At 61.4% G+C, this 25,356-nt stretch carries 25 protein-coding genes and 2 pseudogenes; 23 read left to right on the top strand and 4 right to left on the bottom strand.

Annotated elements, in window-relative coordinates:
* The first annotated feature begins 3 nt into the window (after positions 1 to 3).
* Both QN413_RS19865 and QN413_RS19860 read left to right on the top strand, forming a co-directional pair.
* A complete protein-coding gene (locus tag QN413_RS19865) occupies positions 4 to 816 on the top strand; it encodes a biotin--[acetyl-CoA-carboxylase] ligase (protein WP_323498303.1) in 813 nt (270 codons plus the stop codon).
* Positions 817 to 821: 5 nt separating this feature from the next.
* Positions 822 to 1,028 carry a sporulation protein gene (locus QN413_RS19860; RefSeq protein ID WP_323498302.1) on the top strand — a complete coding sequence of 69 codons (207 nt, stop codon included), beginning with the start codon at positions 822 to 824 and terminating at the stop codon, positions 1,026 to 1,028.
* A 5-nt stretch (positions 1,029 to 1,033) separates the two neighbouring features.
* Here QN413_RS19860 and QN413_RS19855 read toward each other — a convergent pair whose 3' ends face one another.
* From QN413_RS19855 to QN413_RS19845, 3 genes are read right to left on the bottom strand one after another with little or no spacing between them, the layout of a single operon-like run.
* Entirely contained in the window at positions 1,034 to 2,473 is a 1,440-nt protein-coding gene (locus QN413_RS19855; protein ID WP_187053649.1) for a sensor histidine kinase, read from the bottom strand.
* Positions 2,470 to 3,144, bottom strand: coding sequence for a response regulator transcription factor (locus tag QN413_RS19850; RefSeq protein ID WP_187053648.1), 675 nt, complete (start codon positions 3,142 to 3,144; stop codon positions 2,470 to 2,472). Before QN413_RS19850 ends, QN413_RS19855 begins: the two co-directional genes overlap by 4 nt.
* Before the next feature lie 27 nt (positions 3,145 to 3,171).
* A complete protein-coding gene (locus tag QN413_RS19845; RefSeq protein WP_323498301.1) occupies positions 3,172 to 3,645 on the bottom strand; it encodes a MarR family winged helix-turn-helix transcriptional regulator in 474 nt (157 codons plus the stop codon).
* A 145-nt stretch (positions 3,646 to 3,790) separates the two neighbouring features.
* Here QN413_RS19845 and recA point away from each other — a divergent pair, with 145 nt between their 5' ends.
* The 3 genes from recA to QN413_RS19830 are packed head-to-tail and all read left to right on the top strand — an operon-like array spanning position 3,791 to position 6,148.
* Entirely contained in the window at positions 3,791 to 4,900 is a 1,110-nt protein-coding gene (gene recA / locus QN413_RS19840; protein ID WP_323498300.1) for a recombinase RecA, read from the top strand.
* Between the two features lie 29 nt (positions 4,901 to 4,929).
* Positions 4,930 to 5,379: a recombination regulator RecX gene (recX, locus tag QN413_RS19835; RefSeq protein ID WP_323498299.1), complete on the top strand. Its 450-nt coding sequence runs from the start codon at positions 4,930 to 4,932 to the stop codon at positions 5,377 to 5,379.
* Positions 5,380 to 5,425: 46 nt separating this feature from the next.
* Positions 5,426 to 6,148 (top strand): hypothetical protein, encoded by a 723-nt coding sequence (locus QN413_RS19830; RefSeq protein WP_323498298.1) that lies wholly within the window; start codon positions 5,426 to 5,428, stop codon positions 6,146 to 6,148.
* A gap of 26 nt (positions 6,149 to 6,174) precedes the next feature.
* Here the strand turns inward: QN413_RS19830 and argC are convergent, their stop codons facing one another.
* Positions 6,175 to 7,098, bottom strand: a complete 924-nt coding sequence (gene argC / locus QN413_RS19825) for an N-acetyl-gamma-glutamyl-phosphate reductase (protein ID WP_323498297.1) — start codon at positions 7,096 to 7,098, stop codon at positions 6,175 to 6,177.
* A gap of 181 nt (positions 7,099 to 7,279) precedes the next feature.
* Here argC and sucC point away from each other — a divergent pair, with 181 nt between their 5' ends.
* From sucC to QN413_RS19735, 18 genes and pseudogenes are all read left to right on the top strand, one after another.
* Positions 7,280 to 8,446, top strand: a complete 1,167-nt coding sequence (gene sucC, locus QN413_RS19820) for an ADP-forming succinate--CoA ligase subunit beta (protein WP_323498296.1) — start codon at positions 7,280 to 7,282, stop codon at positions 8,444 to 8,446.
* A 9-nt stretch (positions 8,447 to 8,455) separates the two neighbouring features.
* Entirely contained in the window at positions 8,456 to 9,349 is an 894-nt protein-coding gene (sucD, locus tag QN413_RS19815) for a succinate--CoA ligase subunit alpha (RefSeq protein WP_187053641.1), read from the top strand.
* A gap of 93 nt (positions 9,350 to 9,442) precedes the next feature.
* Complete coding sequence (locus QN413_RS19810) at positions 9,443 to 10,126, top strand: TerC family protein (protein ID WP_323498295.1); 684 nt, start codon at positions 9,443 to 9,445, stop codon at positions 10,124 to 10,126.
* 22 nt (positions 10,127 to 10,148) lie between these two features.
* Entirely contained in the window at positions 10,149 to 10,958 is an 810-nt protein-coding gene (locus QN413_RS19805; protein ID WP_323498294.1) for a Stp1/IreP family PP2C-type Ser/Thr phosphatase, read from the top strand.
* Between the two features lie 42 nt (positions 10,959 to 11,000).
* Positions 11,001 to 11,657, top strand: a complete 657-nt coding sequence (locus QN413_RS19800; RefSeq protein ID WP_323498293.1) for an FHA domain-containing protein — start codon at positions 11,001 to 11,003, stop codon at positions 11,655 to 11,657.
* Positions 11,658 to 11,675: 18 nt separating this feature from the next.
* A pseudogene (locus tag QN413_RS19795) lies at positions 11,676 to 12,848 on the top strand (CHASE2 domain-containing protein); the annotation flags it as partial.
* Positions 12,849 to 13,004: 156 nt separating this feature from the next.
* Entirely contained in the window at positions 13,005 to 13,943 is a 939-nt protein-coding gene (locus QN413_RS19790; RefSeq protein WP_323498358.1) for an adenylate/guanylate cyclase domain-containing protein, read from the top strand.
* Positions 13,944 to 13,970: 27 nt separating this feature from the next.
* Positions 13,971 to 14,777 carry a 3',5'-cyclic-nucleotide phosphodiesterase gene (locus tag QN413_RS19785; RefSeq protein ID WP_323498292.1) on the top strand — a complete coding sequence of 269 codons (807 nt, stop codon included), beginning with the start codon at positions 13,971 to 13,973 and terminating at the stop codon, positions 14,775 to 14,777.
* A gap of 207 nt (positions 14,778 to 14,984) precedes the next feature.
* On the top strand, positions 14,985 to 15,437 hold the full coding sequence (locus QN413_RS19780; protein WP_323498291.1) for a pilin: 453 nt from the start codon (positions 14,985 to 14,987) through the stop codon (positions 15,435 to 15,437).
* 68 nt (positions 15,438 to 15,505) lie between these two features.
* Positions 15,506 to 17,572 carry a hypothetical protein gene (locus tag QN413_RS19775; protein WP_323498290.1) on the top strand — a complete coding sequence of 689 codons (2,067 nt, stop codon included), beginning with the start codon at positions 15,506 to 15,508 and terminating at the stop codon, positions 17,570 to 17,572.
* A complete protein-coding gene (locus tag QN413_RS19770) occupies positions 17,550 to 18,797 on the top strand; it encodes a glycosyltransferase family 2 protein (RefSeq protein WP_323498289.1) in 1,248 nt (415 codons plus the stop codon). The genes QN413_RS19775 and QN413_RS19770 overlap by 23 nt, the downstream gene beginning before the upstream one ends.
* Positions 18,787 to 19,803, top strand: coding sequence for a glycosyltransferase (locus tag QN413_RS19765; protein WP_323498288.1), 1,017 nt, complete (start codon positions 18,787 to 18,789; stop codon positions 19,801 to 19,803). Before QN413_RS19770 ends, QN413_RS19765 begins: the two co-directional genes overlap by 11 nt.
* Before the next feature lie 43 nt (positions 19,804 to 19,846).
* A complete protein-coding gene (locus QN413_RS19760) occupies positions 19,847 to 20,590 on the top strand; it encodes an FkbM family methyltransferase (protein WP_323498287.1) in 744 nt (247 codons plus the stop codon).
* Positions 20,587 to 21,303, top strand: a complete 717-nt coding sequence (locus QN413_RS19755) for a glycosyltransferase (RefSeq protein ID WP_323498286.1) — start codon at positions 20,587 to 20,589, stop codon at positions 21,301 to 21,303. Before QN413_RS19760 ends, QN413_RS19755 begins: the two co-directional genes overlap by 4 nt.
* A gap of 3 nt (positions 21,304 to 21,306) precedes the next feature.
* Positions 21,307 to 22,707, top strand: coding sequence for a hypothetical protein (locus tag QN413_RS19750; RefSeq protein WP_323498285.1), 1,401 nt, complete (start codon positions 21,307 to 21,309; stop codon positions 22,705 to 22,707).
* Entirely contained in the window at positions 22,704 to 23,603 is a 900-nt protein-coding gene (locus tag QN413_RS19745; protein ID WP_323498284.1) for an FkbM family methyltransferase, read from the top strand. Before QN413_RS19750 ends, QN413_RS19745 begins: the two co-directional genes overlap by 4 nt.
* Complete coding sequence (locus QN413_RS19740; protein WP_323498283.1) at positions 23,600 to 24,706, top strand: glycosyltransferase family 1 protein; 1,107 nt, start codon at positions 23,600 to 23,602, stop codon at positions 24,704 to 24,706. The genes QN413_RS19745 and QN413_RS19740 overlap by 4 nt, the downstream gene beginning before the upstream one ends.
* 133 nt (positions 24,707 to 24,839) lie before the next feature.
* Positions 24,840 to 25,160 (top strand): annotated as a pseudogene (locus QN413_RS19735) (transposase); the annotation flags it as partial.
* Positions 25,161 to 25,356 lie beyond the last annotated feature (196 nt).

Below are 25,356 nucleotides of genomic sequence, written 5' to 3'. Positions count from 1 at the left end.
GACATGGCGCTGAGCCACGCGTGGAACCCGGATCAGCTGGCGGCCGCCACGGCGCCGTTGCGGCCCGACATGGCCATCGAGGTGGTCGAACAGATCGATTCGAGCAACACCGAGTTGATGCGCCGTGGCCGCGCCGGACAACTGGCGCCCGTGTTGCTTGTCGCCGAACGCCAGACCGCCGGCCGCGGCCGCCTCGGACGCCCTTGGCAAAGCGCGCAGATGGCTGAAGAACCCGCGTCGCTGACCTTCTCGATCGGCTTGCCGCTGGCACCGCGCGACTGGTCGGGCCTGTCGTTGGCGATCGGGGTCAGCGTGGCGGAAAGCCTCGATCCGCAGCGCGCTGCACGGCTCGCCCTCAAGTGGCCCAACGACCTCTGGATCGATGACCGCAAGCTCGGTGGCATCCTGATCGAGACCGCGTTGCCGCAGGCCACGATCGGTGATGCAGCCTCGCGCTGGCTGGTGATCGGCATCGGCCTGAACGTCGGCCCCAGAGACGCGACCGGCCTCAGCACAGCGCCGGCCTGGGTGCAGCAATGGCTGCCCGACGCCACACCACCGACCATATTGCAAATGCTGGTCGCGCCGTTGTTGCGCGACGTGCTGGCTTTTGAGGCGCAGGGTTTTGCGCTCTTCGCCAAACGCTTCGCGGCGCGCGATGCGTTGCAGGGGCGCGAAGTGCAACTCAGCGATGGCACCGTCGGCCGCTGCGAAGGCGTCGGCTGGGGTGGCGAACTGCGCGTGCATACTGAGAACGGCATGCAATCCATCTCCAGTTCCGAAGTCAGCGTGCGCCCGCGTGGGCCGGCGGTCTGAAGTCCATGTTGCGCTGGGTCTTCTTCGCGTTGGTCGCCATCAACCTCGGCTATTTCATATGGTCTGGCGACGGTGGGCCGTCTGCCGGAACCGAACGCGAACCGCAGCGGCTCAGCCAGCAAGTGCGGCCCGAAATGCTGCAGATTCGCAAGGGTGATACGGCGGCGCCATCGACCCCTGCGTCGACGACTGACAGCAACGTCGCGCGCTGAGCCCGTCAGGGCTTGGCGGTGTCGAAGCGAACGCTGAAGAGTGCACCCGGCGACTGCACGCCCGGATGCGCGTCCTCCAGCGTGACAGTGGCCAGATGCTGCCGCGCGATTTCCCGCACGATCGGCAAGCCCAGCCCCGAGCCGTCGGCCTCGTTGCCCAGCACGCGATAAAAGGGCTCGAACACCAGCTCGCGCGCCGACTCGGCAATACCCGGTCCCGAGTCCTCCACCTGCAGCAGCACGATGTGCCCGAACGGATCGGCCAGCACCCGCGCGGTGATCACGCCGGGCCTGTCGGGCGACGACGGCGTGTACGCGATCGCGTTGTCGACCAGGTTGCGCACCAGCTCTTTCAACAGCGTCGCATTGCCTTCGAGCATGACACCTGGCGCACCCGGCTCGACGCCGTCGTACCCGAGGTCGATGCGCTTTTCGATCGCGCGCGGGACTGCCTCGCGCACGACCTCGACGGTGAGTCGCGCCAGGTCGCACGGTTGCCACGCCAGCGCACCGGCGCCGCCTTCGGCGCGGGCCAACGCGAGCAGCTGGTTCACCGTGTGCGTCGCGCGAATGCTCGATCGGCCGATCTGCTTGAGCGACTGTTTCAGTTCGTCGGCATTGGCGCCTTCGCGTTGCGCCAGATCGGCCTGCATGCGCAGCCCGGCGAGCGGCGTCTTGAGCTGGTGCGCGGCGTCGGCCAGAAAGCGCTTTTGCGTAGCGATCGATTCCTTGAGCTTCGTCAGCAGTCCGTTCACCGAAGCGACCAAAGGCGCGACTTCGTAAGGCACCAGCCGATCGTCTAGCGGGCTCAGGTCATCGGGCTTGCGCTCGCGGATTCGCTCTTCCAGTTCCGAAAGCGGCTTGATGGCGCGCACGAGTGCGAGCCAGATCAAGAGGATGGCGAGCGGCAGGATGGCGAACTGCGGCAGCAGCACGCCCTTGATGATTTCAGTCGCCAGCACCTGCTGTTTTTCGCGGGTCTCTGCCACCTGCACGAGCACCAGCGGTGCCGTTTCGAGCGGCGGCTGGACCCAGGTGTAGGCCACGCGCACCGTCGCGCCCCGCATCTCGGCATCTCGCATGTGCACCGAGCCGATGGTGGCGGATTCGTCTTCGGGTGGGGGTGGTATGTCGTGGTCGCCACCGAGCGATTCGCCGCTCGACGTCAGCACCTGGTAGTAGACGTGGTCGGTGTCGTCGGCTCGCAGGATCTCGCGTGCCGGCTGCGGCAGGTTGAACAGCACGTGGTCGCCCTGCACCGTGACCAGCTTGGCCAGCGTCTGCACGTTGTATTCCAACGCGCGATCGAAGGGCGCGTTGGCGATGCCCTGCGCCACCAGCCATGTGAGGCCGATGCTGACCGGCACCAGCAGCAGCAGCGGGGTCAGCATCCAGTCGAGGATTTCCCCGAACAGGGAGCGCTGGCCGCGCTGGAAGAGCTTCACGCCGGAATCTTCTCCAGGCAATAACCGAGGCCGCGAACGGTCGCGATGCGCACCGGACCTTTCTCGATCTTCTTGCGCAGGCGATGGATGTAAACCTCGATGGCGTTGAGGCTCACTTCTTCGCCCCATTCGCACAGCCGTTCGACCAGTTGGTCTTTGCTCACCAGCCGCCCCGCCCGCTGCAGCAGCACTTCGAGCAGGCCAAGCTCGCGCGCCGAGAGTTCGACCATCTTGCCGTCGATGGTCGCCACGCGACCTGCCTGGTCGTACACCAGCGGGCCGTGCTTGATGGCGTTGCTGGTGGCGCCCATTCCGCGCCGCGTGAGGGCGCGCACGCGGGCTTCGAGCTCCTGCAACGAGAACGGCTTGGCCATGTAATCGTCGGCCCCGTAGTCGAGGCCCTTGACGCGCTCTTCGACGCTGTCGGCCGCGGTGAGCACCAGCACCGGGAGCTGTGAGCCACGGGCGCGCAGGCGCTTGAGGATTTCAAGTCCGTGCATGTTGGGCAGACCTAGGTCGAGGATCAACAGGTCGAATTCGCTGTTGGTCATCAACGCCGCATCGGCTTGCGAGCCGGTGGCAACGTGGTCGACTGCCGCACCCGAGGTGCGCAGGCTGCGCAGCAAGGCATCGGCCAGCACCTGGTCATCTTCTGCAATCAGAATCCGCATCGCCACCTCCGGCTTGTTGCGCAAATTCTAGGCTGCGGCGTAGGCTTCGAGGCCGATGGTTACCACGGTGGCGATGTCGTTTCCGACGCTGGCACGAAACTCGTCCTCCGCTTGCGCGACGGCTTTGCGAAAAGCTTCGAGCCAGGCTAGCCCGTCGGCGGTGAACTGCACGCGGCGTGCACGCGCGTCGAGCGGATCGGGGCCGCGGGTGACCAGGCCCCAGGCTTCGCATTGATCGACCAGCGTGCCCATGGCCTGCTTCGTCATGCCGGCGCTCGCGGCCAGCGCCGTGAGCCGCGCGCCATCGCGTGCCAAGTGACGCGTGATGTGGATGTGCGCCGCGCTGATCTGCGAGCGCGCAGCCAGATTCGAGAGCGCCAGCGGCACGTCGACGTCGTGCGCCATGAGTGCCAGCACGCGTTCGTCGAAGCGGCGCATCGCATGGCCGAGCAGTCGGCCCAAATGGGTTTGGCGCCATGCGTTTTCGGGGTCGAGAGTCATGGCTTTAATGGTAAATCAAACTGACTAAAAAACGGGTTTACTTAAACCAATGAGCCTCTACACTACTGTTCAAGCATCCAGCCTGTAGTTAAAAGCAGATGGATCGAAGTCATTCCAACCCGTTGATATTCAAGGAGATTCTCAAATGGACGCACTCGTCAAAGGCACCAGCATTTCAGTCGCAGGCAGCGAAAAGGCCAAGGCACTGCAGGCTGCACTCGCTCAAATCGAGAAGCAGTTCGGCAAGGGAACGATCATGCGGCTCGGTGAAGGCGAGGCGCTGGAAGACGTGCAGGTTGTGTCGACCGGCTCGCTCGGCCTTGACATCGCGTTGGGCGTCGGCGGCCTGCCGCGCGGCCGGGTCATCGAAATCTACGGCCCTGAATCCTCGGGCAAGACCACGCTCACGCTGCAGGTCATCGCTGAAATGCAAAAGCAGTCAGGCACCTGCGCCTTCGTCGACGCCGAACACGCGCTCGACGTGCAGTACGCGCAAAAGCTGGGCGTGAACCTGTCCGACCTGCTGATCAGCCAGCCGGACACCGGCGAGCAAGCACTCGAAATCGTCGATTCACTGGTGCGTTCAGGTGCCGTCGATTTGATCGTGATCGACTCGGTCGCCGCGCTCACCCCGCGTGCCGAAATCGAAGGCGACATGGGCGACTCGTTGCCCGGTCTCCAGGCCCGCCTGATGAGCCAGGCGCTGCGCAAGCTGACCGCCAGCATCAAGAAGACCAACTGCATGGTCATCTTCATCAACCAGATCCGCATGAAGATCGGCGTGATGTTCGGCTCGCCCGAAACCACCACCGGCGGCAACGCGCTCAAGTTCTACGCGTCGGTCCGGCTCGACATTCGTCGCATCGGCACCATCAAGAAGGGCGAAGAAGCGATCGGCAACGAGACCAAGGTCAAGGTCGTCAAGAACAAGGTCAGCCCGCCTTTCAAGACGGCGGAGTTCGACATCCTGTTCGGCGAGGGCATCAGCCGCGAAGGCGAAATCATCGACATGGGCGTGACCGCCAAGATCGTCGACAAGTCGGGCGCCTGGTACGCCTACAACGGCGAAAAAATCGGTCAGGGCCGAGACAACGCACGCGAGTTCCTGCGTGAGAACCCGACGCTGTCGCGCGAGATCGAGAACAAGGTGCGCGAATCGCTGGGCATCCCTGTCCTGGCCGAGCTGGTAGAGGCCAAGCCGGTGAAGGCGCCCAAGGCTGAAAAGGCCGAAAAAGCCGAGCAAGCCGACAAGTAAGAAGCAGAGCGACGCGACGCAGGCTCCGCATGGCCTTTGCTGCCCCATCTCTCAAGGGTCGCGCCCTGCGTTTGCTGAGTCAGCGCGAACACTCGCGGCCGGAACTTGAACGCAAGCTGAAGAAGTACGAAGAAGAGCCCGGCCTGCTGGCGACGGCGCTCGACGAGCTTCAGGCCAAAGACTTCATCAGCGAGCCGCGCGTGGTTCAGTCGGTCTTGAACCAGCGGGCGCCGCGCATGGGCGCGATGCGCTTGCGCCAGGAGCTGCAGAAAAAGGGCATCGCTTCAGAAGCAATCACGCAGGCCGTCGCTGGGCTGCAAGACACCGAGCTGGCCCGCGCCCGCGACGTTTGGGGGCGCCGCTTCGATGCCGTACCGCTCGACGCCAAAGAGCGCGGCAAGCAGATGCGATTTTTGATGGCGCGGGGCTTTGCCGGCGGCGTCGTGGCCAAGGTCCTGAAGGGGACCGTCGATGAGTGAGTTCCTCCGGGCATGATCCGCGTCGTCACACATCGGAATGCAGCTCATGTCGAAAACAAAAACACCCTTCTCCCAATCCATCGCCCGAACGGGCTTTAAAGCAGGTGCGGCATTTGCGGGGTCCGTTGCCATCGGCGTGGCGCTGGCATTGCTGCTGGGCGGCGGTTTGTTCTTTGTGTATGTCGGCCGGCTCAACGGGCCCGGCATGGCGGGGGCTCGGGCTGGCGGCGCCGGTGCCCTGCTCGCGTTGCTCACCTCTCCGGCCTTGCTGGTGGCGGTGCTGCTCGTCGCTTTTGTGCCGCTGTACGTGATGCTCGGCGTGGCGCAGGGGCGCCGCAGGGCGCTCAGGCATGTCGTCGCGGCGCATGGCGACAGCTTGAGCGAGCGGCTGTCGGCAGCCATCGCTGGCCGCATCGAGGCCATGCCTCGCGCCCATGGTGCACTTGAGCGCGCGGGCGAGGCGCTGTCAGCCAACGCGTTGGCTGACCAGCTCGCACCGGCGCTCGGCACCAGTCGCGCGGTGCGCCGCATCATCGCCTTCGTGGTCAAGCGCCTACCGCTGTCTGACTTGCTGCGGCAGTGGCGGGCGCAGCGGGAAACGAGCGCACCCGCAGAAGCCGGCAAAGAAGATCCGGCTTTGCGCGCGATGCTGCATCAGCAGGTCGGCGATGCGTTGCGCGACATGGCCATGCCATCGCACACACTGCTGTGGATTGCGCTCGGCGCGCACGCGATGCTGTTCGGCGTCGGGCTCTGGCTCACCCGCTAATTGCTCGGCACAGCCGAGCGCCCGGCTCAAAGCCCCAACATCAACTTCAGGTTTTGCACCGCCGCACCGCTGGCACCCTTGCCAAGGTTGTCGAGCCGCGCAATGACCACCGCATGCCGATGGTCCTCGTTCGGAAACACCCGAATCTCGAGCGCGTTGGTGTCGTTCAGCGCGGTCGGCTCCAGCTTGCCGTCGGCGGTCGGCTGCAGCACCTTCACGAACTTCTCGGGCGTGTTGCTCGCCGCGTAGTGCGTGGCGAGCGCGTCGTGTAGATCACCCGCTTTCGGTTTGCCCGGCAGGTCGTCCAGATGCAACGGCAGCTGCACCAGCATGCCCTGCTTGAAGTTGCCTACCGACGGAATGAACACCGGCCGACGCGTGAGCCCCGTGTACTTCATGATTTCCGGGATGTGCTTGTGCTTCAGGCCCAGCGCGTAGATCTCGTAGGGCGGCGCGTCGCCTGTTTCATACGCTTCGATCATGGTCCGGCCACCACCCGAGTAGCCGCTCACCGATGGCAGCGCGATTGCGAAGTCAGCCGGCAAGATGCCCGCATCGACCAGCGGACGCACGATCGAAATGGCGCCGGTCGCATAGCAGCCCGGGTTGGCCACGCGGTCTGCCTTGACCACGACCTGCCAATGCCCCGCCACCAATTCCGGGAAGCCGAATGCCCACGCCGGATTCGTCCGGTGCGCGGTCGAGGCATCGATGATCTTCGGCTTCTTGCCCGGCAACTGGTCGATCAGCGCGACAGATTCGATGGCCGCGTCGTCGTGCAGGCACAGCACCACCAGATCGACGCCGCCCATCAGGTCACGCTTGGCGTTCACGTCTTTTCGGAGCTCCGGCGCGATGCTCACGACCTCGATTTGCGGCATCTTCTGGAGCCGCTCGCGAATCTGCAAACCGGTGGTACCGGCTTCACCGTCGATAAAGACTTTGGCCATAGCTTTTGTCAGGAGAAAGTACGTATTGACCGCAGCGCAAAGTGCGCGTTGGTGCGGCGCACCATGATACAGTCCGCGGTTGTTCGCCGCCCCCAACCGTCAGGTTGCCGTCGCCTGCGGACAACAGCCGATTCAGTCTCCAGATCTCCCCGTTCGCAACCTCCTTCCGAGAAACACCCTCATGAAGATTCACGAGTACCAGGGCAAGGAAATTCTTGCCAAGTTCGGCGTGCCGGTCCCCCGCGGCATTCCGGCCTACACGGTCCAGGAAGCGGTGGAAGCCGCTCAAAAATTGGGCGGCCCGGTTTGGGTCGTCAAGGCACAGATTCACGCCGGCGGCCGCGGCAAGGGTGGCGGCGTCAAGCTGGCTCGCTCGATCGATGAAGTGAAAAAGCTCGCCAGCGAAATCCTCGGCATGCAGCTCATCACGCATCAGACCGGCCCTGAAGGCCAGAAGGTCCGCCGCCTCCTCATCGAAGACGGCGCCGACATCAAGAAAGAGTATTACGTCTCGGCCGTGACCGACCGCTCCACGCAGCGGGTCGCTTTCATCGTGTCGAGCGAAGGCGGCATGGACATCGAAGGCGTCGCACACGACACGCCTGAAAAAATCCACACCGACTTCGTCGATCCGGCCCTCGGCCTGACCGTCGAGCAAGGCACCAAGCTGGCTGCCAGCATCGGCGTGCCGGAAGCATCGCAGGCGCAAGCGGTCGACGTGATGCAGAAGCTCTACAAGATCTACATGGAGACCGACGCATCGCTCGTCGAGATCAACCCGTTGATCCTCGAAGGCAACGGCAACATCAAGGCGCTCGACGCCAAGTTCAACTTCGACCCGAACGCGCTGTTCCGTCACCCTGAACTGGTCGCCCTGCGCGACCTCGACGAAGAAGACCCGGCCGAAGTCGAAGCCAGCAAGTTCGACCTGGCCTACATCAGCCTCGACGGCAACATCGGCTGCCTGGTCAACGGTGCCGGTCTGGCGATGGCCACCATGGACACCATCAAGCTGTTCGGCGGCGAGCCGGCCAACTTCCTGGACGTGGGCGGCGGTGCCACCCCCGAGAAGGTGACCGAAGCCTTCAAGATCATGTTGAAGAACAAGAACGTCAAAGGCATCTTGGTCAACATCTTCGGCGGCATCATGAAGTGCGACACCATCGCCACCGGCGTGATCGCAGCCTGCAAGGCAGTGAACTTGAGCGTTCCGCTCGTCGTGCGCATGAAGGGCACCAACGAAGTCGAAGGCAAGAAACTGCTGGCCGACTCGGGCCTGCCCATCATCAGCGCCGACACCATGGCGGACGCGGCCCAAAAGGTCGTGGCAGCAGTCAAGAAAGTCTAAGGAAACGTCATGTCGATCTACATCAACAAAGACACCAAAGTCATCACCCAAGGCATTACCGGCAAAACCGGTCAGTTCCACACTGAAAAGTGCCAGGAATATGCCAACGGCAAGAACTGCTTCGTGGCCGGCGTGAACCCGAAGAAGGCCGGCGAGTCGATTTTCGGCATCCCGATTTTCGGCTCGGTGAAGGAAGCCGCATCGCAGACCGGCGCGACCGTGTCGGTGATCTACGTGCCGCCACCGGGCGCCGCCGCCGCCATCTGGGAAGCTGTCGAAGCCGACCTCGACATGGCAATCTGCATCACCGAAGGCATTCCTGTCCGCGACATGCTCGAAGTGCGCAACAAGATGCGCGCCAAGGAAGCCGCCGGCGGCAAGAAGACGCTGCTGCTTGGCCCCAACTGCCCCGGCCTCATCACGCCGGACGAAATCAAGATCGGCATCATGCCGGGTCACATCCACCGCAAGGGACGCATCGGCGTGGTATCACGTTCGGGCACGCTGACCTATGAAGCCGTGGCGCAACTGACCGAAATCGGCTTGGGCCAATCGTCGGCAGTCGGCATCGGCGGCGACCCGATCAACGGCCTGAAGCACATCGATGTGATGAAAGCCTTCAACGACGATCCCGACACCGACGCGGTCATCATGATCGGCGAAATCGGCGGTCCGGACGAGGCTGACGCGGCCCGCTGGTGCAAGGACAACATGAAGAAGCCGATCGTCGGTTTCATCGCCGGTGTCACCGCGCCTCCCGGCAAGCGCATGGGCCACGCCGGCGCGCTGATCTCCGGCGGTGCCGACACGGCAGACGCCAAGCTCGCCATCATGGAAGAGTGCGGTTTTACCGTGACGCGCAATTTCTCCGAACTGGCCAAGCTTCTGAAGGCTCGCCTGTAAAAAGCCTCTGCTTTTTGCAGCGACCCGACGAACTAAGCGCTCGCAATTCAGGTTGCGAGCGCTTTTTTCGATCTATAGAAGACGAGACAACACATGGAATTGCTTCAAAGCGCTGATTTCTGGATCGGCTTGCTCAAGATTGTGTGGATCAACATCATCTTGTCGGGCGACAACGCCGTGGTCATCGCCATGGCTGCCCGCTCGTTGCCGCCGGCGCAGCAAAAGAAGGCCGTGTTGTTCGGCTCGGGCGCCGCAGTGGTGTTGCGCATCGCACTCACCGTCGTCGCTGCAAAGCTGCTCGCATTGCCGTATCTGCAGATCGTCGGCGGGCTGCTGCTGCTCTATATTGGCGTTCAATTGTTAAGCGAAGGTGACGAAGAAGAGGGCGAAGGTAAGGAATACGGCACGATGCTGGCTGCTGTTCGCACCATCCTCATCGCCGATCTGGTCATGAGCTTGGACAATGTGATCGCGGTGGCCGCTGCTGCACAGGGCGACACCACGCTGCTGATCTTGGGCCTGGCCATCAGCATTCCTCTCGTCATATTCGGCAGTACGCTCATGATCAAACTGATGGAACGCTTCCCGATCATCGTCATGCTCGGCGCCGCCCTCATCGGCTGGGTCGGCGGCGAAACCATCGTCAGTGACGTCACGTTGCGCGACACGCTGACCGCGGTACCCTGGTTGCACTACGTCGGCGCCGCTTTGGGGGCGGCTTTCGTGGTCCTTGCCGGACGATTTTTGCAAAAGCGGACGCACGTCGCCGCCCACTGATTTCGGAGCCTGAATCCTGTTTATGGTGACCATTGCTGCCACTTCTTCCACCGCCGCCAGCACGCTGACCTGGGACTACGCCTCGCTGACCGATTCCGGCCGTGTGCGCGCCAACAACGAAGACGCGATCGCATTCGACGCGGCCCTGGGCCTCACCATCCTGGCGGACGGCATGGGCGGCTACAACGGCGGCGAAGTCGCCAGCGGCATGTCGATCGCGCTGCTGCAAGCCAGCTTCGGGCGCTGGTTGGCGCATTCCGGCCCCTCAGCGCATCCGCGCGCTATGCGCCGGGCGATGCAGGCCGGCGTCGACGAGGCAAACCAGGCCATTCTGGAGGCAGGTGTTGCTAATGTGCAACTGCAGGGGATGGGCACGACATTGGTCGTTTCGGTGTTCGGAGACAACCGCGCTATCGTTGGCCACATCGGCGATTCACGCTGTTATCGGCTCCGCGAAGGGCAACTCCATCTGCTCACACGCGACCACTCTTTGATGCAGGAACAACTCGACGCCGGAGCCATCACGCCAGAGCAGGCGGCGCAGTCGCCGCACCGCAATCTGGTGACCCGCGCGCTCGGCATCGAGCGGCACGTGGAACTAGAAATGCATGAGCACGACGCCCTTCCCGGCGACCTGTTCCTGCTGTGTTCCGATGGTCTCAGCGAGATGGTTTCCGACGCGCAGATTTTCACGCTTCTGTCACGAGATATCGGACTGTCGGAGAAAGCAACACTTTTGGTTGCAACTGCAAACGACAATGGCGGACGGGATAACATTTCAGTTGTTCTGGCCCGTGCAAATGGCGCTGCGGCGCCAGAAGCTGCGGATTGACGGTTCCCCAAGAGTTCAGCGTCCTTCATTCAGGAGTCGGCCATGCCGAAAGTGATCGTTTCGATCGATGGTGTCGTAATCAAGGAAGTGACGCTCGCCAAAGACCGCACTACCTTGGGACGGCGACCGTACAACGACATCGTCATCGACAATCTGGCGATCAGCGGTGAGCACGCCGTGCTCCACATGATTGGCGCCGATGTGTATCTTGAAGACCTCAACAGCACCAACGGAACCTACGTCAACGCGCGTGCCATCAAAAAGCAGGCGCTGGAGCACAACGACGTCGTCGAAGTCGGCAAGTACAAGATCCGCTACCTTTCGGCTGCCGGCGCCGCTGAAGCCGTTGCGCCGACCAAGCCAGCGTCCATTGCTCACCCTTCTGCCCCGATTCCGCTCAGCTCCGCGCCGACGGTTTCAGCGCCCCTCGGTGGCGGTGCGGTCAACTCTGCAGTCATCCGCGTGCTGTCTGGCACCGGCGCGGGCCGCGAACTTTCGCTGGCAAAGGTCGTCACCACCATCGGCAAACCTGGCGTTGCTGTCGCCGCTGTCACGCGCCGCATTCAGGGCTACGTGGTGGCTCCGATCGATGGCGGCACCACGCTCAATGGCGAGCCCCTCGGCACCGAAGCCGTCGCATTGCAAGACGGCGACGTGCTCGAGCTCGGCGGCACCAAGATGCAGTTCGTCAACGCCTGACCTTCATCAGGCCTCGCGGTGACCGCCAAAAGCGCGGTCGCAGCGGTAGGGCAGCACTGGCCACGCGTCGCCATCACGCTGTTGCCTGTTTTGTTGGCGCTGATTCACGCCACCGGCGTCTACAAGTTTTCTTTTGTCGAGCGGCTGGATCTGTCGATCTATGACGTTCGGCTCCTCGCGACGCTGCCGCGTACGCTCGACCCGCGCGTCGTCATCGTCGACATCGACGACCCCAGCTTGCAGGAATACGGCCAGTGGCCCTGGAGCCGCGACAAGCTCGCCGCGCTGACGACAGAACTGATCGATCGTCAGCAAGCTTCTGTTCTCGGGTTCGACGTCATGTTCGCCGAGCCCGACGGCAGCTCCGGACTGGCTGCATTGCGGCAGATCGCAGCCGGTCCCTTGCGCGACGTTCCGGGGTTGAAAGAGCAAGTCGATCAACTCGCGCCCGAGCTGGACCACGACGCGATTTTTGCCAACGTCCTCAAAGGCAGGCCCGTCGCGCTCGGTTACTACTTCACGCAGACCACCAAGCCACGCGGCATGGGCTGGTTGCCCACTCCGGTCTTTGCGCTCGATGCCTTCCCCCCCGGCGCGCAGCGCGCGACATCCTGGAACGGCTTTGGCGGCAGCATCGCGCTGCTCGCAGACGCGACGGCTCACGCCGGCTTTCTCAACGTGCTGATCGAAACCGATGCGGACGGCATCGTGCGCGCCGCCCCGGTTCTTGCGCAGTACCAAGGCACCGCCGCCAAAGCGGGCTAATACGAATCGCTGGGGCTTGCCGTGTATCGCCGGGCTAGCGGCATGCCCGCGCTCGTGGTCAAGGATGGCGCGCTGGTCCTTGCGAATGCTTCGAAAGGGCCGAATGGCAAGTCGGTCTTGCGCCTTCCGGTCGATTCCAGGGGCAGCTTGCAGGTGCCCTACCGCGGACCGGGCGGCGCGCACGGCGGATCGTTCAGATACGTACCGGCAGCCGACGTGCTCAGCGGCAAACTCGCCACCGGCGAACTCAAGGGAAAGATCGTGCTGATCGGTGCCACCGCGCCCGGCCTGCAAGACCTCCGCTCGACACCGGTAGGCGCTGCCTTCCCTGGCGTGGAAGTGCATGCCAACATCATCTCCGGATTGCTCGATCGCCGATTGCCGGAAAAGCCGGACTACGCCACCGGCTACGACGTGCTGTTGATCGCAATCACCGGTCTCATCCTCGCGCTGGGGTTGTCGATCGTATCCGCCGCGCGTGCGGTGCTCATCGCCGCCGCCACGGTGGCGGTCGTGGTCGGGCTCAACACCTGGCTTTACGTCGATGCCGGGCTCGTGCTGCCCCTCGCGGCAACGCTGGTCATGTGCGCGGTCGCTTTCGTGCTCAACCTGAGCTGGGGCTACTTCGTCGAAGCACGGGAGCGGCGCAACCTGGCGCAACTCTTCGGCACCTACGTGCCGCCGCAGCTCGTGCAGGAGATGCTGGCCTCGCCCGGCAGCTACAGCATGCGAGCCGTCAGCAAGGAACTCACGGTGTTGTTCTGCGACATGCGCGGCTTCACTGAAATGTCGGAGCGCATGGCCCCGACCGAGCTGCAGCAATTCCTGAACGGTGTCTTCAGCCGACTCACAGAAATCATCAGCGCACACCGCGGTACCGTCGACAAGTACATGGGCGATTGCGTCATGGCCTTTTGGGGGGCGCCCGTCGACACGCCCGACCATGCCGACCTGGCCGTGGCGGCCGCGCTCGAAATGGCGGCTGCCGTGCACGCCATCAACGATGCGCACCGCGCCACCGGCCAGCCGGCCATCAGCGTGGGCATCGGCATCAACACCGGCGTGATGAGCGTCGGCGACATGGGCTCGGCCGTGCGTCGCAGCTACACGGTGGTCGGCGATGCCGTCAACCTCGCTTCGCGGCTCGAGAGTCTGAGCGGCATCTACGGCGCCGAAGTCGTGGTGAGCGATGCGACGCGCAAGGCCGCCCCCGCCTACGTCTGGCAAGAGCTCGACCGCGTGCGCGTCAAGGGCAAGGCCCAGAGCGTGGCCATCTTCGAGCCCCTGGGCCGGGCCACTGCGGCAGCCAAAACGAGCCGTGCCGGGCTCGACGTCTGGCAGCAGGTATTGACGGCCTACCGCGCGCAAGACTGGGCCACGGGCCGCTCGCTTTTGACGCCACTGCTGGCGCCCGGCGTCAAAAAAGTCCTTTACCAGCTGTACGCCGAGCGTTTAGCCTCGATGGCGTTGCGCCCCAAAGATCCAGACTGGGACGGCGCAACCCGGTTCGAATCCAAATGACGGCAAAAATCTAGAGGGTCTCAAAAAATGCAGGTGCGCGTGTTGGGCTGCTCGGGCGCTATCGCCAAAGGCTGCCGCACGACCTCGTTTTTGATCGACGACGACCTGCTCGTCGATGCCGGCACTGGCGTAGGCGACCTCACCCTCGAAGAAATGGCAGCCATCGACGACGTCGTGCTGACCCATTCGCACCTCGACCACGTCGCTGCACTCCCGTTGATGATCGATGCCGTTGCCAGCCGCAGAAGCCAGCCCCTGCGCGTGCATGCGCTGCGCGCCACCATCGAGGCCCTGCGCGCCCACATGTTCAACAACGTGATCTGGCCCGACTTTGCGAACATACCGAGCACCGAGTCGCCCTTCGTCACCTTCCACGATCTCAATGTCGGTCAGACTTTGGCGCTGGGCACGCGGCGACCTAAACACATCGAAGTCTTGCCGGCCGTGCACACCGTACCGGCCTGCGGCTACGCCATTCGCTCCGTCGAAGGCAGCAAGCACTGGGTATTCAGCGGCGACACAGAACGAAACGCCCAGTTCTGGCTGCGCGTGAACGAACTCGACGTTGCCATGCTAATCATTGAAACCGCCTTCAGCAACCGCGAGCAAGCCTTGGCCCAACGCAGCCTGCACTTGTCGCCCGCCACGCTGGCCGACGAACTGGCACAGATCGCCAGAGGCAAGAGCTACCCGATCTACATCACCCACACCAAGCCCGCCGAAACCGAAGAAATCATGAGCCAGATCGGCGCCTTTGCCGAGGGCTGGGAAATGCATGGGTTGGAGCAGCGGGATATTCGGTGGCTCGAGGCTGCGGCGCTCCTGACGCTTTGAGGCCGACAGATCTGGTCACGGTGACAAAATTTGTCATGCGACCGTAAGACAAAAGCAACAAGTTCTGTCACACGTTGTAACCCGGGCGTGAACAAGTACTCAGATTTTGGCTGTGAGACGACGCTGACAGGGTGGCACAGATGCTGCGGGTAGATAAGCGCACCGGGGAGATTCCCGGGCCTTATCAACCAACCTGGAGTTTCTCAAATGAACCGTCGCAATATCGTGCGTAGCGCACAAAAGGGCTTCACCCTTATCGAATTGATGATCGTCGTGGCGATTATCGGTATTTTGGCTGCTGTGGCTCTGCCGGCTTATCAGGACTACACGACCCGTTCGAAGATGACTGAAGTGCTCATCATGGGTGCCCCTGCGAAGCTGGCAGTTTCGGAAACGACTTCGTCCCTGGGTTCGCTTGCCTCAGTCACGGCGGCAAACAGTGGCTACAGCTTCCCGGGCGCTACAAAGTACGTTTCCGGTGTAGCCATCACAGATACAACCGGAGTGGTAACAATTACTTCAACTGTCCCGAACGCCAGCGGAACTGTGACATTGACCCCATCAGCTGTGGGAACCAACACCGGACAACTGACATGGCTGTGCCGTACCGGTGCCACGGCAATCGCCCCCAAGTATCTGCCTTCGGAATGCCGCGGCTAAGCTAAAGAGCTTTGTAAAAGCCGCCTCCGGGCGGTTTTTTGCTGGCTGGACAACGCGTTGGGCGAAACATGCTCGGACTGCTCCCTTCCCACCACATTGCCGTTAAACACCCACTGCGGACGGAGCGCGCCGTTGCGTACGGCTTGTGCACCCTTCTAGCAGTGGCTTGGACGTTGTTTGCTGGAAAGGATGTACCTTGGGACGCGTTGCACTATCACCTAAACGCTGGCTATAGCGTGCTGCACCATCGCCTTGCACTGGACTACTTTCCGGCCAGCCCTCAAACTTATTTCGTCCCCTATTCCTACCTACCCCTGTCTCTGATGGTCGAGGCCAGCTGGCCCTCGCTGGCCATTGGCATGGCGTTCGCCGTTGTGCACGGGTCGGCCTTGTGGTTAACTTGGGAACTGGCGCGCGCCGTAAGCGAGGATCCATGCGGCCGCAGCCCAGCGTTGGTGACTTGGGGCGCAGTTGTCTTGGCACTGGCCAACCCAGTTCTTCTGCAAGCCATAGGTTCGTCGTTCAGTGACATCACGACCGGCGCGCTGGCATTAGGGGGCTATGTAGCACTGGTAAATGCCTTTCACCGGTTCCGTTTTCATCTAGTCGCCATCGCGGGAGTTTTACTGGGTGCCGCTGCGGCGCTAAAAATGTCGAACGCCACGTTTGCGTTGGCGCCTGCCCTGCCGCTGTTGCTGGGCTGCGCGCCGAGCTGGCGCACCCGCTGGCAAGGTTCGCTGCTGTTCTGCTGCTGCGCGGGCGGTGCGCTCCTACTCATCAGCGGAACATGGGCGTGGGCACTGTGGCAGGCCTTCGGCAATCCGTTGTTCCCAATATTGGATAACCTGATTAATCCGGCTGCAGCCGCTATCGGCACTGTCGCCCCCTTAACGCCAGTATCGCCGCTGCCTAATTTGTTGGGCACCTTGGATGCCTTCCGCGATCACCGCTTCCTTCCATCGTCTTTGGCCGAAGCGCTGATGCGTCCATTTGACCTGCTGGCCGCACGTCGCAGAATCCACACCGAAACTCTTTCGGCCGACATTCGCTATGCGGCGCTGTTGTGTCTGCCAGTGTTTTGGCTGGGCGTGGCCGTTTGGCGTCGGAGGGCCGGATCGACCACCGTCGTTGATTACCGGCCCAGCCAGAATGCGTGGGCGTGCCTGACAGCTTCATTTGTGATCGCCTGGGTGCTGTGGCTCCTACTCAGCGGAAACAGTCGATATTTCCTTCCGATGGCCTGCATCGCCGCGGTGATCCTGGTCGCGGGCGTTCGCCGCGCTCTGAGCGGAATGCGTCGCGCCCAAGGATGGACTGTGGTGGTGGTGGTTTGCGCGCAGGCACTCATGCTTTCAGAGGCCGCGGAATTTCGATGGAGCGCGCAGCCTTGGGATGGCGCTTGGACTCAGGCCACGATTCCCGCCGAACTACAAACACGGCCCTTTCTATACCTTTCGATGGATTCCCAGTCCAACTCCTTCTTGTTGCCATATTTGGCGCCGGGCTCAGCATTGGTCGGCATGGGCTCTGATATCGACCCGGAGAGCCGCAGCGGCCAGCGCGTGCGCGCTCTCATCGATGGTCACTCGCCGCAAGTGCGGATGCTTACCCTTGTGAATGCGATTGAGTCAGATGGCAAGCCGGTCGCACCGGCTGCTGCCACTTTTGACTACCCGTTGCGACGTTTGGGCCTTAGCGTCGATATCGGTGACTGTGAATATATCCGCTACCGGGGAAGCTCTAATGCCCTTGAACAGGCTGGAGCCAAATCTGGCGCACGTGATCAGGTCTACGTCTACACCTGCCGTGTAGTACCCGGTAGGGGACTAACTGAGTCCGAACTGGTTGGAAAGCGTCTGGCTGACCAAGTGCTCGACCGTGTCGAGGGGGGCTGTTCGAACCTGTTTGGCACAAGGCACTCGACCAGCGTACGCAGTGGGTCGATTTGGCGCCGCAATTACCCTGATTTCGCTATTTGGGTAAATGACGATGGATTTGTGCGGTTTGCAGACCTTTTTCGCGGCGGTGGCGATATTTCGGGTTTGGGCACCGTGAATCAATGGATCGAATCGCCGCGTCCGCTGAAGTGTTGGCGTGAAAGTGGGCTGCTTCATGTGGAACGAAGTGATTTCTGAAAACAAGGTTCAGGTCGAGGCTTCGAGAAAGACAGGCCCGGACATCGAACTGACCATCCTGATGCCCTGCCTCAACGAGGCACGTACTCTGCCGGCTTGCATCGCCAAGGCCCATGGTTTCCTCAACAGCAGCGGCATTCGAGGTGAAGTCGTTGTAGCGGACAACGGCTCGAGCGACGGCTCGCAAACGCTGGCCGCGGCGTGCGGAGCGCGCGTGGTATCTGTGCCGGTGCGCGGCTACGGCGCGGCGTTAATCGTCGGCATCGCGGCAGCCAAGGGGCGCTACGTCGTAATGGGCGATGCCGACGAGAGCTACGATTTCGGTGCCCTGAAATCCTTTGTGGCTGAACTGCGGCTTGGCAGCCAATTGGTGATGGGCAACCGCTTTCGCGGCGCAATCCTGCCTGGTGCCATGCCTCCGCTTCATCGCTACTTGGGCAACCCTGTGCTGAGCTTTGTGGGCCGACTTTTCTTCAAGTCGCCGATCGGTGACTTTCACTGCGGCTTGCGCGGCTTCGAGCGTCAGGCCATCCTGCAACTGGGGCTGTGTTGCGAAGGCATGGAGTTCGCCAGTGAGATGATCGTCAAGGCATCTTTAAGCCACCTTCGAATTGCCGAGGTTCCGACCACTTTGTCTCCCGACGGGCGTGACAGGCCGCCGCACCTGCGTACATGGCGAGATGGTTGGCGCCATCTGCGTTTTTTGCTGCTGTTCACGCCTCGATGGCTGTTTCTCTATCCGGGCGCCGCGCTCGCTTTATTGGGCTTAGCCCAGTTGGTGCTCGCGCATTTTCACGCCGATGGTTGGGGTCGGTGGCCGGTCGGCATCCACACGCAGTTGCTGGCCTCGGCCGGAATGGTGCTGGGCTACCAGACGATGCTCTTCGCCATGGGCGCAGTACTTGCACGTCACTGCGCTCACCTGAACACCATTCACCCTCGCGATCGATGGGCACTTTACGTGGCTAGCGGGTCGTTGCTGCCTGTCGGCGGCGGGAGCGCAACCTTGGCAGGTTTGACGCTGTGTGCAAGCCTGACCTGGCAATGGGGAAGCAGCGGATTTGGCGCATTGGACCCAGAAGCGGCAATGCGTCAGATCATTCCCGGCGTGGCGTTGCTGCTGATGGGAACGCAATCGGTGCTCGCATCGATTTTCTTCGCCGCGCTACGCAGTGCATTCGACTCGCGCCGACCGGCGGCAACAGGACAAACAAGTGGAAGCTGACGTGGGTGCGGGTCAGGATCTACCCGACGCGACGCCAGCAACGAAAAGCCTGGGAACCGCTGCAAACGCGCCGTATGTGGTCGTGATCATGTCGACCTACCAAGGCGAGCGCTATGTGCGGGAGCAAATGCAGTCCGTGTTGTCGCAGCTCCCCGCGCGAGGCACCGTGCTCGTACGAGACGATGGATCTACCGACAGAACGGTGGACGAGATCGTGGCGCTGGCCGATCCGCGGATCACCATCACCACCGGCCGAAATTTGGGTTTTGGGCCGAGCTTTCTCACTTTGCTGACACTTGTACCAAAAGACGTAGACATGGTCATGCTTGCCGACCAGGATGACGTCTGGCTTCCTGACAAGCTTCAGCGCGCTTGGGAGCAACTCAGCCCGCTTGACAGCAAGCCTGGCCTGTACGGAAGTGCTCAGACCTTCGTGGACCAGGATCTGCGTTCGCTAGGTCGGACGCCGCTTCTGCCACGCGGCCCCTCGTTTGCGAACGCATTGACCGAGAACATCATCGTTGGCTGCACTGCGGCGCTCAATCGTGCTGCGCTGCAGCTGTTGCAGCGAGCCGGCGTACCGAGCGCCGTTCGCTTTCACGATTGGTGGATCTATCTGGTCGTGAGCGCTTTTGGTGTCGTTGTGTATGACGAAGAGCCCGCGCTTTTGTATCGCCAACACGGAGCTAATGTTATTGGGAGACACCCCGGGCGAGTAAAACGTCTGCAACGAGCTTGGAAAGTGATCGTGCGCGACGATTGGGTCGGCAGTCTGCTAAGCCAGATTCATGCGTTCTTCGGCCATTACGGGGAGCTGCTTTCCTCCCATGACAGAAGTTTGATCACGCAGCATTTCGCTAACTATAAAAATGCGGCCGTGCCTCGCTGGGCTGGGGTTTTCAGCCTTCATCGGCGGCATCAGTCTTTGATTGACGATGTGGTCGTGAGATGCTTGCTCGCGCTACGAAAAATGCGGCCTCACCATCCATCATGGAGCGTGCTGTGACTTTGAAAGATCGGCCAGCATGCAGAGTGCAAAGGGATCATCGATGCTGATGGAAATTCTGAGATCGGCTCAGCTATTTGCCCGTCGCTTTGGCGTTGATGTCATTCCCTACAAGCCGGGATCGCATCCTATCGCCCGCCGGCGGCGCCTGATCGAACACCATCGAATAGACACAGTGCTGGATGTCGGAGCGAATATCGGACAGTTCGGATTGGAGCTACGTCGACAATTCGGATATCGAGGCCGCATCGTGTCGTTTGAGCCGCTCAGTGCCGCATACGCCAAGTTGCAGCGGGCAGCACTTGGAGACGTCGACTGGCAGGTATTTCAAATGGCATTGGGCGATGCTCAGGGCACTCAAACGATTCACGTGGCGGGCAACTCCGAAAGTAGTTCGATTCTGGAGATGCTGCAGCTGCATGAAGAGGCCGCGCCGCATTCTCGCTACACCGGCGAGGAAACTATTCGGGTCGAAACGCTTGATGCCATGTTCGATAAGACCTGTGACAATGCGCGCAATATTTACCTCAAGGTTGATACGCAAGGCTACGAGGCCCAGGTCCTTCGAGGTGCGGTTCGCAGCCTGGAGCGAATCGATACGATACAAGTGGAGATGTCGTTGGCGCCGCTGTATGCGGGTCAGGTGCTGTTCGATGACCTGTACGCCGACCTTCGTTGCAAGGGGTACATGCTGGTCGGAGTCGAGAATAATTTTGGCAATGCCGAGACGGGGCAGCTGCTGCAGATCGACGGCATTTTCCGCCGTGAGTCAGCAGTGCAGTCGTGATTCCGCTGTTGAGCATCATCATCCCGACACTCGATGTAGACGTCGAATTGCGTCGCTGCGTGGACTCGGTGTGTCTGGCGATTCCCGACTCAGAAATGCGCGAGATCGTGCTCGTGCTGCCCAGCAGCAAAGCGGCCGACGCGGCCGAGCGGTTTCCAGATGCTCGCGTTGTCGCCGAGTCGCGGCCGAGCGTGTACTCGGCCATGAACGACGGAGTAGCTGCCAGTACGGGACGCTACCTCTACTTTCTGGGCAAGGACGACATCCTTTTGCCCGCGGTGCATCGAGTTTTAAGTTTGTTGGCGGCCGAGTCACCTTCGGCCGTGTTCTCCGATGTTTATTGGGGTTCGAAGGGGCGCCATCGGGCTCGACCCAGCCGCTTCCAAATCCTGGTCTTCAACGTCTGCCATCAGGGAATTGTTTATTCGCGTGAGGCAATCACCACGCACGGACCCTTCATGCGTCGCTTTCGCACACATGCCGACCATCTACTGAACATTCGCCTGTTGTGGGATCCGAATCTGCGACGGCGTGTTCGATACCTAGCGGTTCCAATTGCCTGGTACGCCGCCACGGGGTTGTCATCCCGTACCTTCGACGTTAATTTTGTCCGGGCGCAGCCAGCCATCATTGGGCGGTACCTGGGGCCGATCGCAGCAGCACTTTGGCAACCATTCAAATGGTTCCGACTTCGATGGCACAGGAGCGATTAATCCGTGAATCTTGTCGTCCTCGCGCGCCATCTGCGCATACAGCCTTTCCCTGCCGATACTGAGGAAGGCCGAGCGGCTGAGCGCTATCGGCGAGTCTCGTGGACCATGTTGGCGCACGCAGCGAGCAGTGCCACCAGCATGCTCGTCATGGTGCTATCCGTTAGTTGGACAGTCCCCTATCTCGGCGCAGAGCGTTTTGGCGCATGGATGACCATTGCCAGCTTGGCCGCAGTGTTGAGCTTCCTCGACCTGGGGGTCGGTAATGGCCTGACCAACCGCATCGCGCGTGCTGCGTCCGAGCCTAGTGCCAATAAACTTTCGCAGGCCGTCAGCGGCGGACTCGGAGTGCTGGCTATCCTCTCCTTCGCGCTGCTGCTGCTGCTGAGCTTCGCTGCATGGCTGCTGCCGTGGCAGGTGTTGATCAAGACTACCTCGGACGCACTGGTCGATGAAATCCGCATCAGTGTGTTGATGTTTGCAGGTTTGTTTGCTGCATCCATCTTCACCAATGGCGTGCTGCGGGTCTACCATGGTCTGCAGCGAGGCTTTGAGGTCTTCGCCACCTGCGTGCCCTGCACCTTTGTCGGGCTGCTGCTGCTGTACATCGCGACGCGCTATCACGCTGGCATGCCAGTGCTGCTCCTATGCAGCATGGTGGGGGGCATGTTGCCGGGAATCTGGCTGTGGATTCAACTGGGCCGCAAAGGATTGTTTCGCATTGCCGGCTGGATGCATTCAACCAAAATTGAGAAACCGAAGCTGTTGCGCGTCAGTCTGCTTTTCTTCGTCCTGCAGATCGGCACTGCGTTTGGGTGGGGAATGGACAGCTTGATCATATCCAGCACGCTGGGTGCGTCCGCCGTTGCCGCCTTCACGCTGGTTCAGCACATGTACCTGTTCGCTACCCAGCCAATACTCATCTTGAATAGCCCACTGTGGCCCGCATACGCAGATGCCAATGCACGAAATGACCGGGCGTTTATCCGCAAGACGCTTGGGTCGGCAGCCCAGTTGACGCTCGCATATTCCGCCACGTCGGTGGGAGTCTTGGCCTTCGTGAGCGCTCCCTTGCTGCGGTATTGGACGGACGGTCAGGTTGTCCCGTCGGCCAACCTAGTTTATGCCCTTGGTACGTGGACCATTGCGGCGGCGATGGCTAGTTGCCTGGCGATGTTTATGAATGGCATGGGCATACTCCGGCCACAGGCCGTTGCAGTTCTAATCATCGTTGCTGTCGGCGTTCCCTTGAAATTTCTTGTGGTTCGAACGGCGGGCATCGAAGCCATGGTCTATGTCTTCACTGCATTCTTTGTCGTCACACTTGGCACACTGTATGGCGTCTTGTATCGTTCTCAGATCGAGAGGCAGTTAGGACTCACCTTCTCGAAAAGCGATCGCCAATGAACATCTGGATTCTTCTGAAATTCGCCAAGCGCTGGCTCGCAAAGCGGCAACATCGCCACTATCTCGTTGGGACGCACCGTATCACGCTGCCACCTGGGCACAGGCTGGACGAATACCAGCAGGCATTTCTCAACTACGATCGAAAATTGCCCGTCATTGCCAGACTGGTCGACAGCAAGTATTCAGGCATGGTGACATTGGACATCGGCGCCAACATTGGCGATTCAGCCGTCGCAATCCGATCGACCGTAAGCGGCCCCATCCTGTGCGTGGAAGGCAATTCGGCGTTCTTGCCATATCTGCATGCCAACCTTTTACCGTTGCCCGGCATTAACCGAGTGATTCCAACTTTTATCCGTCCGTCGGGGGCCGACGACGTGGATTTCGAAGTACTAACCACTGGAGGTACGGCGCATCTGATGCCGAGGCGGACGGCTATGCGTGAACATCGCACCAGTCGCATGACCACGGTGCAGGAAATATTGGAAAAGAATGCCGATCTTGGGCCCGTCAAGCTCCTCAAGACAGACACGGACGGTTTCGACTTTGCCATCTTGCTCGGGGCGCTGGACAGCTTGGCCTTGGACATGCCGATCCTATTCTTCGAATTTGACCCGCTCATCGGGAATTCGAACCCCTCGGACGCCGTCGCAGCAGTCGAAGGCTTGGGTGGTATAGGTTATCGCTCGGTCGTCGTGTATGACAACTATGGCAACTATCTGATGGGTAGCGACCTCACTCGCGCCCTGGCGCAAGACTTGGTCGCCAATGTGATGCAACGCCACCGCGCAGGCGGCGGAGCCGTCTACTTCGACTTCTGCTGCTTCTCGATCGCAGATGCGGACATTTTCCAGGCTCTGGTCCAGTATGAACGTGAGGGGATCAGGGCGTCATGAAGATCGCATTTGATCATCAGATCTTCAGTATTCAGTCGTTCGGAGGCGTTTCCCGGTATGCCGTTCGTCTGGCGGAGTATCTTGGACGACACGGCCACGACGCGAGGATTTTTGCCCCATTGCACATCAACCAGTTTCTGGATGATTTTTCTGCCCAGCGCGGCAGCATCCGCGTACCGTTTTTCCCGCCTGAGGCAGCCCCGTTGCTGCTTGCGACCAATCGGACAATACTCAAACTGCGAAACCGCCAAACTTGGCGACCCGACTTCGTGCACGAAACCTACTACACAGATCGCCCCGTGAACTTGGGCGGCACCAAGGTGGTGGTCACCGTGCACGACATGATCCACGAACGAATGCCCGAGTGCTTCCGTCTGCAGGACGGGACCACACGACGTAAGAAAAGTTCGACCCGCAGGGCCGATCACCTGATCGCGGTTTCGAAGTCAGCGAAAAATGATCTATGCGACCTGTTCGACGTGTCGCCGGACAAGGTGAGCGTCGTTCACCATGGCTTCGACCCACTCCCGTACCCGAATCGCACCGTCGCGACGGAGACGGGCCGGCCGTTCCTGTTGTATGTGGGGCAGCGCCATGGCTACAAGAATTTTGGAGCCCTACTGCGCGCTGTCGGCTCTCGTCCAGCACTGCGGTCAGCGTATGACATCCTGGCCTTCGGCGGCCGACCTCTCGGTCGAGAGGAAAGGAGTGCAGCCGTCAACGCGGGCGTGCGCGTGGATGGTCTGCACCATCTGGGCGGCGACGACACGGTGCTGGCAGCTTGCTACCGTTCTGCGGCAGCCTTCGTGTATCCCTCACTTTACGAAGGTTTCGGTCTTCCCCCCTTGGAGGCGATGTCATGCGAGTGCCCTGTCGTCTCCAGCAACACTGGTTCACTACCCGAAGTCATCGGTGATGCTGCTGAATTCTTCGATCCGAACGACACGGACTCGATTGCGCACGCGGTTGACACCGTCTTGTCAGACCAGGATCGGCGACGCCAACTTGTCCAATTTGGACTGCGGCGGCTGCAGTTTTTCTCCTGGGACAAGTGCGCACGGGAAACGTCAGCTGCTTACGATTTCGCGCTGGCCCTTCGGTAATCATCTCGACCAGTAAGCGCTTCCGATGCTGCGCGCGCGATGCGCGACACCTTCATTTCCGTGATCATCGTGTCCCGCGACGCGGGCGTTGTATTGGAACGCACGCTGCGCAGCGCTTTCCGGTCGAAGTCAGCCGATCGGCGTGCCCCGGATGCTGCGCATGTACTGCTTGCAGCAGTGGTACGGCCTGACCGACGAGGCACTGGAAGATGCCCTGTACGACAGCCTGTCACTGCGCGACTTCGTGGGGATCGACCTGTTGCGCGAATCGGTGCCGGACGCCACCACGCTGCTCAAGTTCAAACGCCTGCTGCTGGACAACGACCTCACCAAGGCGCTGTTCGCGGAGATCAACGCACATCTGGCCGGACAGGGACTTCTGATGCGCGCGGGCACCATCGTGGACGCCACCATCATTGCGGCACCGAGCTCGACCAATGTTGGCGCCGGCCGAAAATTGACCCAGCTGTGAGGGTTGTGCCGCTTCAAATTTGACCCGGGTGTTCAGCCTACCCTGCTGCTTTTTTGAGCGGTGGGGGTATGAGGAGTGATCACTATGGCCATGATTGGCAAGGTCCTGCGGATGCACCACCGCGAGAAGAAGTCGGTGCGAGAGATCGTGAGGGCGACGAGCCTGTCGCGCAACACGG

This window comes from Variovorax sp. LG9.2 (genome assembly GCF_035018885.1).
Taxonomy (GTDB): domain Bacteria; phylum Pseudomonadota; class Gammaproteobacteria; order Burkholderiales; family Burkholderiaceae_C; genus Variovorax.
The sequence above is the reverse complement of the archived record's forward strand: the minus strand, read 5'-3'. Positions and strand labels throughout refer to the sequence as shown.